At 45.6% G+C, this 11,881-nt stretch carries 5 protein-coding genes; 4 read left to right on the top strand and 1 reads right to left on the bottom strand.

Annotated features, from left to right (window positions below):
* From QT979_RS12440 to QT979_RS12425, 4 genes are all read left to right on the top strand, one after another.
* On the top strand, nucleotides 1-4,413 hold a 4,413-nt coding region (locus QT979_RS12440), incomplete at its 5' end, for a calcium-binding protein (RefSeq protein WP_333310228.1).
* A gap of 319 nt (nucleotides 4,414-4,732) precedes the next feature.
* Nucleotides 4,733-6,094 (top strand): cytochrome 450, encoded by a 1,362-nt coding sequence (locus QT979_RS12435; RefSeq protein WP_333310226.1) that lies wholly within the window; start codon nucleotides 4,733-4,735, stop codon nucleotides 6,092-6,094.
* Nucleotides 6,095-6,363: 269 nt separating this feature from the next.
* Nucleotides 6,364-6,909: a hypothetical protein gene (locus QT979_RS12430; RefSeq protein WP_333310224.1), complete on the top strand. Its 546-nt coding sequence runs from the start codon at nucleotides 6,364-6,366 to the stop codon at nucleotides 6,907-6,909.
* A 613-nt stretch (nucleotides 6,910-7,522) separates the two neighbouring features.
* A complete protein-coding gene (locus QT979_RS12425) occupies nucleotides 7,523-8,680 on the top strand; it encodes a M12 family metallopeptidase (RefSeq protein WP_333211354.1) in 1,158 nt (385 codons plus the stop codon).
* A gap of 558 nt (nucleotides 8,681-9,238) precedes the next feature.
* Here QT979_RS12425 and QT979_RS12420 read toward each other — a convergent pair.
* On the bottom strand, nucleotides 9,239-11,881 hold a 2,643-nt coding region (locus QT979_RS12420; protein WP_333310222.1), incomplete at its 5' end, for an SdrD B-like domain-containing protein.

Here is an 11,881-nt window from a genome sequence, read left to right as displayed (position 1 = left end):
GCACCTGTTACGATTAACTTGGCTACAGGCAGTGAAATTCAACCAATTACCGCACTTACTTTTACCGCTAATAATTGGAATGTCGCTCAAACTGTGGCGGTGGCTGCTGTTGATGACAATGCAGTTGAAGGAAATCATACGGGTGCGATCGACCATACTGCTACCAGTAGCGATGTTAATTATAACAGCATCACAATTTCACCTGTTAGCGTCGCCATTACTGATAACGACAATACGCCGACACCAACCCCAACTCCTGCAACCCCAACCCCAACTCCTGCAACCCCAACCCCAACTCCTGCAACCCCAACCCCAACTCCTGCAACCCCAACCCCAACCCCAACTCCTGCGCCAGCGCCAATTCCTGCGCCAACGCCAACGCCATCAGCAGATGTCGCCGTTACTAATAGCGATAACAAAACCCTTTGGTGCGGTTTGGAAAAAGGATTAGACAAACTAGAAAACATTGTTAACGACCAACTTAATGATTTCAAACTGCCAATTTTAGGACGACTCAGCGACATTTCTCCGAATTTTATTAGCAATTTCAAAAATAGTCTGGTCAATACGATTAAAAATGCAACAGATTTCACGCCTAGTCAGCTCCAAAATAGCATTCAGGAGGTTGTTGGGTCGGCATTCGATGTTAAAGTCGAGAGCAGTTCAAATCCCAATGACAGTAACTTAGTCATTAAAATTGGCAAAAAATATCAACTAGATGATATTAAGTTTGCTGAAGACTTAGGATTGCCCGCACTCGGATTGAAAGTCAAAAACCCTCCGAAGCTATCGAATCAAGTTGTCGCCTTCTCACCGACTACAAATCTCTCTCGCTTTGCCAACTTATCCAATGATTTAGAAGCATCAAGCCTCAATTCAACTATCAGTAATTCAGCCGCATTAGCACCTGTTATAGATAGTAGTAATGGCTCTCGTTCTAGTGCGATTGTTCCTTCTCAGAGTTTGATTTCGCCAGTTGCTAGTCTTTTCAAGACCCCTGAAAAATCGGGATTTGACTATGAATTATCTATTGGTGTCGGTTACAACAAAGATTTTGGCTGCTACATCGATACGGACAATACCAAATTGAACGCTAACTTTAAGTTAGCACTTCCTGAGAATTTCAAGATTCAAGCTAATCTCGCTTTTTTACAAGCTGAATTTACCGACGATCCTGAAAACCCAACTCAACTCAATGCCAACTTTGAAGTCAAGTTGAATGACTTAGATAATCTGGGCGGTACTGATGATGGCAATCGTTTAACTTTGTCTGAGTTGGACGGGAGTTATCAGTTAGAAGACTTATTTCAATCTAGCTTAACCAGTAATGCCAATCTCGGCTTGCACGGAAAAACTAGCATTAATGGCAATGCTGCTTTTCCATCTTTTGACTTGGATTTGGCAGTCAATTGGCCGCTGATTAATTATAGAAACGGTCAATTAAATAATTCGCCGTCGTCTCCAAATTCATCGAGTATATCAAATTTAAATTCATCACTGACATCCAATCAGAATTTGTCAGCGGCTTCACGGTTAAATCAATTGCTAGGTTCCTCAAATTCAAACACAAGCGCTACTTCAAATTCATCATCATTGTTGCCATCAAATAATCAGGTAAATATAGGCTCGCCAACCACCAACAATCCCTTTGCTGGCTTGCCTAACCCGAAAGTCGAATTTAACAACCTCAAACTCGACTTGGGAACCTTTATTACTAACTTGGCAAAACCAATACTCACCACTGTTTCTGATATTATTGACCCTTTTAGACCCATTATCGATTTCCTAAATACAGACACTAAGTTACTGTCAGAACTTGGCGTTGCTGATTCCTTTGATAACAATCGAGATGGCCAAGTTTCGATCTTGGAACTGGCAACTAAATTATCGACTGGTAATGTTGCTACTGACTTCTTAAATGCAGTTATCAAAATCGACGAGATATCGCAATTGGCAAATAGCCTGTCAAACTCTTCAAAAAATATTGCCATCGATTTAGGTTCCTACAGTTTAGGCAATATTAATGTTGCCAAGCCCAACTCTAGCCTCAAAAACAAAACACCGACACTGAAAAACTCAGTCTCCGATATTTCTCAACAAATTAATTCTAAAACAGGCGGCAATAAAAAAGATTTTGTCAATAAATTCAAGAGCGTTCCGGGCATAGACTTGCCAATTTTAACCAAGCCAGAAACAGCAATTCAACTTCTTTTAGGAAAACCTGATGTTGTCCTTTTCACCTACGATATGCCTCCACTGGGAATAGATTTCAATTTTAAGAAAGAGTTTCCTATATTTGGGCCGATATCAGGGTTACTTGAAGGCAACTTTAATGCGTCAGCACACCTCGCATTTGGCTACGATACTTACGGATTAAAAGAATGGAAAGACGATGAATTCGATGCGTCATCAGCCTACAAAGTTTTAGATGGTTTTTACGTGAGCGATCGCGCAAATCCCGATGGTACTGGTGCGGATGTTGATGAACTTAAAATCAATGCTGGTATTAAAGCAGGTGTCGGAGTAAATGCAGTAGTTGCCAGCCTTTATGGAACGGCTGGAATACAAGGAAGCATAGGCATTGATTTAGTAGATATTGGAGAAAATAACGGCAAAAGCGACGGTAAAATCAGAGGATCCGAAATTGGCTCCCGCATTAGTAAACCCTGGGAACTTTTTGATATATCAGGTCAAGTTAATGCTTTTTTAGGGCTGGAGTTTAAAGCTATAGTCCCTTGGGAGTTTTGGGAAGGGAAACAAACAGTTTGGAAAAAAGATTTTGCCACATTTGAGTTGGCCAAATTTGGCACTGGAGAAAGTTCAAGGAAGAGCGGTAGCGGTGTTAACAGTTACCTAACTGGAGCAAAAGTCTTCTTTGATGGTAACTTCAACGGCATTCAAGATGAAAAAGAACCGTTCACTATTACTAACGTGGATGGCAGCTTTAATTTAGATGTCTCTCTCCCTAATTTCGACAAAAATAACAGCGGCGAACTCGATCCAGATGAAGGCAGACTTGTAGTTGCTGACGGTATTAATACCGCCACTTATTTGCCGCAGCAAACGCCACTAACAGCAACACCTGATGCTACTGTTGTGACGCCTTTAACTACTCTGATGCAGAAGATGGTTGCACAAGGTATCAATCCTAATGAAGCAGAGACTAAAGTTAAAGCAGCATTTGGAGTACCGTCAACAATTGATTTGACTGGCTACGATCCGCTACAGGCAATTACTCAAAACGATCCGAACGGTTTGGCGGTTTATGCAGCACACATTCAGGTACAAAACGCTGTTGTTCAGACGACAATTTTAATTAGCGGGATTTCGGCTAACTCTAAAACCGATATTGCCGATCGCATTGTTTCCACTATTGCCAATCAAATTCAATCCGGGGCTGTCGATTTAACCAATCCCGCACAGTTACAAAGCATCATTCAGTCTGCTGCAACTCAACTGCAAGCACAAAAAGCGTCCGATCTTGCACCGGAAGTTGCTAAAATTATTGCTGAAGGGAATCAGCGGGTACGGGCGATCGCATCCCGCAACCTCCCACTTTCAGATGCAGCTACTAAAATAGCCAAAGTTCAACAGGTAGAACAAGGTGAAGTCGCTAAAGACTTGCAGCAAGTCGCAGCCGGAAATAAAACAATTCAGGAGGCGATCGCAGAAAATACAGGCACATCCTTAGACGCACAAATTCAATCGGCAAGCGTCAATAACCCCACAATTCGCAAGAATATAGACAGTGACTTCACTGCTGCGGAACCTTTCCCCGACAGCGGCATAGAATTAGTCAACAATTCCCCCAATCAAAAAATCGGTACTGATGGCGACGATACTCTAGGTGGCGACAGCAGCGATGACGTTTTAAGTGGCAAAAAGGGAAATGATTTGATCTTTGGTTTTAACGGCAATGACTGGATTAATGCCAATCAAGGCAATGACTTAATCAATGGCGGTTTTGACAACGATACCCTTTACGGCGGCAAGGGAATTGATACCATTACAGGTAGCGATGGTGACGATATTATCTTTGGCAACCGAGGCGACGATCTGCTAGATGGCAGCACTGGCAATGATACTTTGCGCGGAGGCAAGGGAAATGATACTATTATTGGGGGTGATGGCAACGACTTCCTATTCGGTGAAGATGGAGATGACACTTTGATCGGAGGTGATGGCAACGATCGCTTCTTGCTATCTCCCAATTCCGGTATCGATATTATCTTGAATTTTGAAGACGGAAAAGATTTGCTTTCTCTAGGCAACAATCTTACTTTCTCCCAACTGTCAATTACTCAAGAAAACAATGCAACTTTCATCCGTTTATCAGCAAACGGAGAAATTTTAGTCTCTCTAAATGGGGTGTCGTTCAGTCTAATTAATGTCGCCGATTTTGCTTCAATCTAATAGCAAGTAGTCGCACATAACTACGGTTTATGTCCGACTCTCAGAGATTGGGGCTAATACTTTAGATACAGAAAGTAGATCTACTTACCAGCAATCGTTAAAAATTCCACTCAATCTCCGGGAAAAGGCTAGACTGGAGCGCAGACATATTCAGTAAAACTATATCTATATTGCCACTGTGTTCACAAATAAAGATGGCTATAGTTATACTTACTGATTTTGGCAATTAAGTGGGATTCAATACCCGCTCAATGGCCGCTCAATACCCTCTTGCTGCTAAATGCGAAGCGCGTTATGGCGAAGGATTCTCGGAGGAATTATGATGAACCTAAATTTAGATACTATTTTCTCATCGCTGATGAACCCGGCACTGAACGAGTTTCAGGTTTGGGCTTTGCAAAACCCGGAAGAAAGTCTCAGCAAAACGATGCTACCGCCGATCGCCCTGATTGAGGGTTTGATTGCCAACGAACCCACGTATTTGCCGATAAAACGGCTGGCTTTTGGAGCCAACTTTTGCTGCGCGGGGCAAGTCGTGATGGGAGAGTTTGACACGCTGGAAAAAGCACTCACATCGCCCCAGGCACGCGGATGGCGGCTGGGTACTTCTGTACTCGATCCCGATCGCGCGCCCAACCAAGATGTCGGCGGTAGGAACCTTTTCCTGCTGTCTTTGTCCGATCGCGAACCTGACGGTAGCAGCAACCACGCGGCATTCCGAAGCTGTATGCAGAAGTATCTGTTCAACAGTGCGACAGCGGATCGCCAGGGAGACGAAATCGCCCGACGGTTGCTCGATCGGCTAGCTGTAGATTATGCCCAAATGCCACACGGTGCGGGGGGAGCGTTTTTTACCGATGTCAAGCGCGGTTGGATGGGATTTTTAGTCCGATATCTGCACTACGTCATCTTTGGGATTAATCCAGACGATTCAGAGTCGATCGAACTTCTCACCGAATTGCATTACACCCGCCAAAGCCCGCTGCACTACTTCGCCGTCATCGGCAACCTGCTGCAAAGCCTGAACCTCTTTGGACACGGGGATTTGTCCGCTCTTATCGAGCGTGCAGCGACTATCTATGAAAATTCCCCAGCTTTAGCCGACTTCGAGAAGAGCTCGGAAAATAACGGCATGACTAAGCGGGAATTGGCAAAGCTGATGACATCGATTATGGGCATAGCGGGAATGCAAGGCCCCCTGCACCTGGGCTACACGGCAATGGGATACCGCCCTCTCCCCGCCTATAAAGGACAGCAGACGGCCGAAATTAACCCGACTGATTTTTGGGATCAGCTCGATTTGGACGATCGCCAGTCGATCGAACTGTTCCTCTTGGAATGCGCGCGCCTCTGGGCCCCCGTCAGCGCCACCCACCGAGTCGCGACAGAGCCTTTCACCGCAACGGTAGCGGGCAAAGAGCGCACCTTCCCTGCCGGAACCAAGGTACTGATACCGCTCAGTTTGGGGCTGCTAGACGAGAGTTTCTGGGGCTCTACGGTATACGAATTCAACCCTAAGCGGGAGAATCTGTGCCCTTTTCATATGGGATTTCATTCCGTGGGCGATCGGAGTGCGGGACGGATTTGCCCCGGTAAAGACATCGCACTCAAGATGCTGGTGGATGTCGTGAGTACGGTAGGCAAAGTGCGGCGAAGCTCTGAGCCTAACTTGCAGCGGTAATTAATCCAAAAGCTCGATCGGACAGCGGTTGAAACTGAGATATTATATCATTCTCAAGAACAGGCTTTCCGGCCTGTTCCACAAAGAATTAATTGCTTGTGGGGAGTAGGGGTTGGGCAGGAAAGCCCGCACATAAAAGCCTTATTGAGAATGATGCAAGATGTGAGTTGAAACCGCACGCCACATAAACTATTGAGCGATCGACTAAGAAATCAAGGGGGTATCTAAGAGGAAACCAAAGCACAAATATTTTGAGGATAAATAATACCATGTTAATCGAACAAAAGCAACTAAAAGACATCGCGAATTGGATGAAAATAGAACATCCAGCGGAGTTACCCGAAATCCTACAAGGTATCTTTTTTATGGACGGGAATGTTTTACCAGACGATTGTCTGACGATGTACAGTTCAGACTGGAATGCTGAGAAACGGACGTTATTGCTGCGCGTTTTTGACCCAGTTATCTGGACATTTCATTCATCAATGGCGGGACGGATGTTAATTTATTTAGTCAAATTTTCTCGCTTCAGCTACTTGTTCCGATTCTCTGATGCAACTTTGCAGCACGGACATATCACGCCGATAGTGTTTGGATGGTCTGTGCCGCCGTGGCTTGTAGATTTTTTGATTGATCGAGATCCGAACACTCCGAATGGAGATATCTGGCATCGCACAAACTCGTTTTTCGGCAGACCTGCTGAGAGCGGATATATACTCCGCAGGGTTGTAGACAAAGATGGCAACTACACATCAGCTTTTCCAGATATGCTGTCTAAAGTTGAGAGTGATTGTTTAATCATTGCCAAAGAGTGAAAATTTTTACAAAAACTACAAAACCCGCTTCGTTAGGCGGGTTTTGTTGATCGAAGCGACCGGATTTTAACCGAGAACCCCCAGTAACACAGTTTTATTTGCTAGCCTATAAATGCTATGCAGCAAGCTTTAGCAGGCTGTTGTCAATTCTTCCTATCAATAATTCGGGTAGTGTTGGATTGGCAACTGTAGAATAAGGGTTTCAGGGCGATTGCACAATCGATATCCCAACGGAAAATCAACGGTTTCAGACTAGGATCTAAAAACACTCCTGACTATTGATCGTTGACAGTGTAAAGCTTGAAACTAGAATGGGGAACACGAGTTCTCTGTAAAGTGCGATCGCCATCTCCTCATGGGATATTGAGGGTAGGAAACCTCTCCGTCCAGACTCATCATTATAACAAAAAATCTGGCTTTCACAAGGATTTTATTCAGTTGACACAAGCTCGAAAGCTCGCATTTATCTAGGTCATTGTTGACAGGGTTGCAGTTTATCTTTCCTGAATCTACTGTGCTCTCACTTGATTCAGGTAGATGAACACAAACATTCTCAAAATAGCTGGTTCTTTGGGCTTAAAGTCCCTAGGTATTTACTTTGGAGGAATTTGTCATGACTAAAGTTTCACCAATCGACTCTTATCAACTTGAGCAATTACTAAAACGCCTCGAACAAATTGAAGCTAAGCTCGGAATCAAAGTTGGCTCAGGTGGCGCAGAATCAGGTAAAGAAGCACAACATTTTTGTGCTTTGCCAAAGGTTCATCCACGCACTTTCGATCCCAGCGTGTCGCCGGAGCGTGCTCGTCTAATACGGTTACTCGGGAAGAAGTGGGTTAATGGTACAAAGTTACGTTATTACTTTTTTGAGAGTGGTTCCTATTCAGGCGGGAATGAACAGAAGGAGATTGTGCGGCAGGGGTTTGATGTGTGGAAGAAGGTAGGGATTGGTATCAAGTTTGAGGAAGTTCGCAACATCAGCGAGGCAGAGATACGAATCGGCTTTTTGGAAGGGGATGGGGCCTGGTCATATGTTGGCCGCGATACAATCGATATTCCTAAACAAGGCGAGCGTACCATGAACTTCGGATGGGATCTTCGGGCTGATCCCCGTGGGGTAGATGTCCCTGTTCACGAGATAGGCCACGCTTTAGGTTTCCCTCATGAGCACCAAAACCCGTTTGCAGGTATCGTATGGGACGAAGAAGCCGTTTATAAATATTTTGGTTCTCCTCCTAACGAGTGGGACCGAGATACAACTTTTTATAATGTGCTCCAAAAGCTTGCAGTAGGAGAAGTGGAGGGGTCAAAGTGGGACCCCAACTCAATCATGCACTACGCTTTTGCAGCGGGACTCATTGAGAAACCTGTGGAGTATCAGAACGGATTAAACCCTGCTGGCGGACTTTCTGAGCAGGATGTGTTGCAGGTACGATTATTCTATCCCCCGCTTGATGACTCAAGTTATACAGAACTTAAACCCTTCCATTCCGAGATTCTGTCCCTCGCGCCTGCTGAACAGAAGAACTTTGTGATCAAACCCTCTGCTACCCGAACCTATACAATTGGAACCTTCGGAAAACTAGATACAGTTATGGTTCTTTTCGAGGATCAGAGTGGTGACCTGAAATATGTTGCTGGTGACGACGACAGTGGCACAGACTTGAATGCACAAATCAATGTTCGGCTTTATCAAGGTCGGCGGTATGTGTTGAGAATCCGCTTGTACTCTAACTTTTCTGGTGGTGAAGCCTCAGTGATGCTTTGGTGAGGGCTGCCGCAAAAGTTTAGAGAGAAAAGCGATTTATCAAAGTAGTGCATGGCCACCCGTAGGGTATATGGGGCAAGCTATTTTCTATTTTGTCTTTTTTCTCCCAATAGAAAGCGGGTAATTTGCTTATCAAGCAGCAGGTGATGCGCGAGGAAGGCGGGTTTGGGCTGATTGGAGTCTGAAACGAGGTACAGCAGTTTGTGGTGACTTAGGGGGGCAGAGAGCCTCCCGTCTCCTGCCTCAACACTCCAATTTCTAGCTTGGGTGAAAAAGTGAGATGCTCCCTAGGTAGGACACGGCGCTGTGTAACCGAAAATGATATTACTTCTGGCTCATCAGAGTTTATTTGCCATGATTATACAGCGTATTCTAGGTTCATAAAGTAGTAGGGAAAAGGCAATGCCTTTTCCCTACGGGGATTCATGGATCAGGGGTGTACTTCACAAATAACGTGGAATCTGCTGTAAGATGTTTGGTTTCACCCTTTTTTGATTTGCCAACCGTCTATTAATCCATCGTCCCTACAATATTCTCACCTAATTAATTAGCTCGATCGCACTACAGGAGAGCAAAATCTGTGGCAGTAATCACGCTTGCAGGCACATTGCTGAGAGTTGCCAAAAGTTGCCCGGAACCAGTAACTCGGATGAGAGTTGAACTATTCTCGGCAACAATGCTCAGTTGGGAGAAATCCAGACCACCCATTAAGCCGATCGAATCGAGGCCGTATTGAAAGTCTAAAATAGTCTCGCTGCCGAGGTCAATACCCAACATAAATCGATCGTTTCCGGTACCTCCAATCAGAGTATCATTCCCCTGATCTCCAAACAGCCAATCATCCCCAGCACTGCCAAGCAAACTATCCTCATCCTTACCGCCGTAAAGAGTATCGTTCCCAGTATCCCCGTTGACAGTATCCTGACCTTCATTGCCAAACAACAAATCGTTGCCCAAACCGCCACATATTTGGTCTTGTCCGCCAGTAGAACCAATGGGGAGGGGGCTACCAATATCCCCGTACACTGTATCTTCCCCCTCGCCGCCACAGATAGTATCACTGCCTTCATCTCCAAACAGCAGATTGCTGCCCAATTCGCCGACAACTAAGTCATCGCCCTTGCCGGCACGCACTGTATCATTACCCTCACCACCTGCGATCGTATCTTGATTTTTCTCCCCGCTGAGGAAGTCATCGCCCGCCAAACCGAACACCAAATCGTTGCCAGTCAAATCCGGGTCGAAGGGGTTAATAGTTCCCCCGTAGATAGTATCGTTACCCTGGTCGCCAATTAAAGTATCGCTTTCTTGGTCGCCGAAAATAATGTCGTCATCTTTGCCGCCGTAAACAACATCTTCGTTTTTGCCAGCAAAGATTAAATCATCTCCAGCAACCCCATTGAGGTAATCATTACCCTCATTGCCAAACAGCAAGTCCCTGTCTATATCTGGGCCAACCGGGAAAGCACTGTTAAGTCCCCCGTAAACATTATCATTGCCCCGCAATCCTGCCAACAAATCATCGCCGTCAAAACCATTTATTTCGTCACCGTTATTAGTGGCGAAAATAGTGTCGTTACCGTTAGTACCGTTGCGGCTATTAGTGACAGAATTTGAACCGCGAATACTGCTAAGGCTGGGTAAAACAATTTGCGAACAAATGCAGTCAACATCTTGTCCTTCTTGCGGTGGTGGTGTTGGTGTTGGTGTTGGTTGGACTTGGGCCAAGGAATTGCCAAAGTTAATATTGCTAACATTAGTGCCACTGACAGCAATAATATCAGCAGGATTGGCAGTAGTTTGCGTCCAACCAGGTTGATTAACTTCCCGAACTCGATAAGTTACCGGCCCTAAATTAGCGAAACTGTAGCCACCAAAACTATCAGTTGAAGTGTTAACTTCTCCAGCATCTAAAGAGTCGTTGCTGTTAGCGTCAAGGAAGATTTGCCAGTTCGGCAATAGCGGTTCTTGAGCATCCAAAACCCCATTGTTATTGAGGTCATTAAACTTGCTGCCGGAGATACTAATATTTTGGAAATTGCCAAAATTAACGTTCGATTGACTTTCGCCACTCCCCAGATTAACCGCCGCCGGATTAGCAGTAGTTTGCGTCCAGCCAGTCTGCTGGACTTCCCGCACATTGTAGGTGCCGGGATTGAGATTGTTGAAACTGTAATTACCAGAATTGTCAGTGGTAACAGTAGTTTCGCCCGAATCTAAAGAGTTGTTCCCGTTAGCATCTAGGAAAATTTGCCATCCCGAAAGACCAGTTTCCTCTGCATCCTGAGTACCGTTGCCGTTGCCGTCGTTAAATTTAAGACCGCTGATGCTGCTTTGTGGGACGGGAGTCGGAGGCAGAGGCGGAGTCGGAGTTGGAGTTGGAGGCGGAGTCGGAGTCGGAGTTGGAGTTGGAGGGGGAGGAAACGTGGATCGATTGCCAAAATTAACTGTAGCAGGAGTAGTTTGACCTGCTGCCAGAGTCACCGAAACCGGGTTTGGAGTAGTTGGCGCAATGTCCGCCGGTACAAGTTCCTGGACGCTGTAAGTACCTGCAGGCAAGTTGGGGAAAGTGAAACTGCCCTCAGCCCCGGTGTTAACGGAAGTTTCATTTGTATCTAGATTGTTGTTGTTATTGGTGTCAAGGAAAATCCTAAATCCGGAAACACCAAGTTCTCCGGCTGTTTGAGTGCCGTTGCCATCAATGTCGTTAAATGTAATCCCGGTGATGCTGCCTAGTACAGTGGGTATTGTTTGGTTGCCGAAATTAACGGTAGCAGGAGTAGTTTGACCTGCTGTCAAAATCACTGGGGGCGGGTTTTGAGTAGTTTGCCGACTGCCAACTGGCACAACTTCCCGAACGTTGTAAGTGCCCGCAGGCAAGTTGCCGAAAGTGAAACTGCCATCAGCGGCGGTAGTTGCGGAAGTTTCGCCGGCACTGAGAATGCCGTCACCGTTTGTGTCGAGGAAAACTGTAACTCCGGGAACGCCAATTTCTCCGGCAGCTTGAGTGCCGTTGCCGTCAATGTCGTTGAATTTTATACCAGTAATGCTGCCCAGTACGGTGGGTATTGTTTGGTTGCCGAAATTAACGGTAGCAGGAGTAGTTTGACCTGCTGTCAGAATCACTGGCGGGTTTTGAGTAGTTTGCCGACTGCCAACTGGCACAACTTCCCGAACGTTGTAAGTGCCCGCAGGCAAGTTGCC

This window comes from Microcoleus sp. w2-18bC1 (assembly GCF_036700365.1).
Taxonomy (GTDB): Bacteria; Cyanobacteriota; Cyanobacteriia; order Cyanobacteriales; family Microcoleaceae; genus Microcoleus.
The sequence above is the reverse complement of the archived record's forward strand: the minus strand, read 5'-3'. Positions and strand labels throughout refer to the sequence as shown.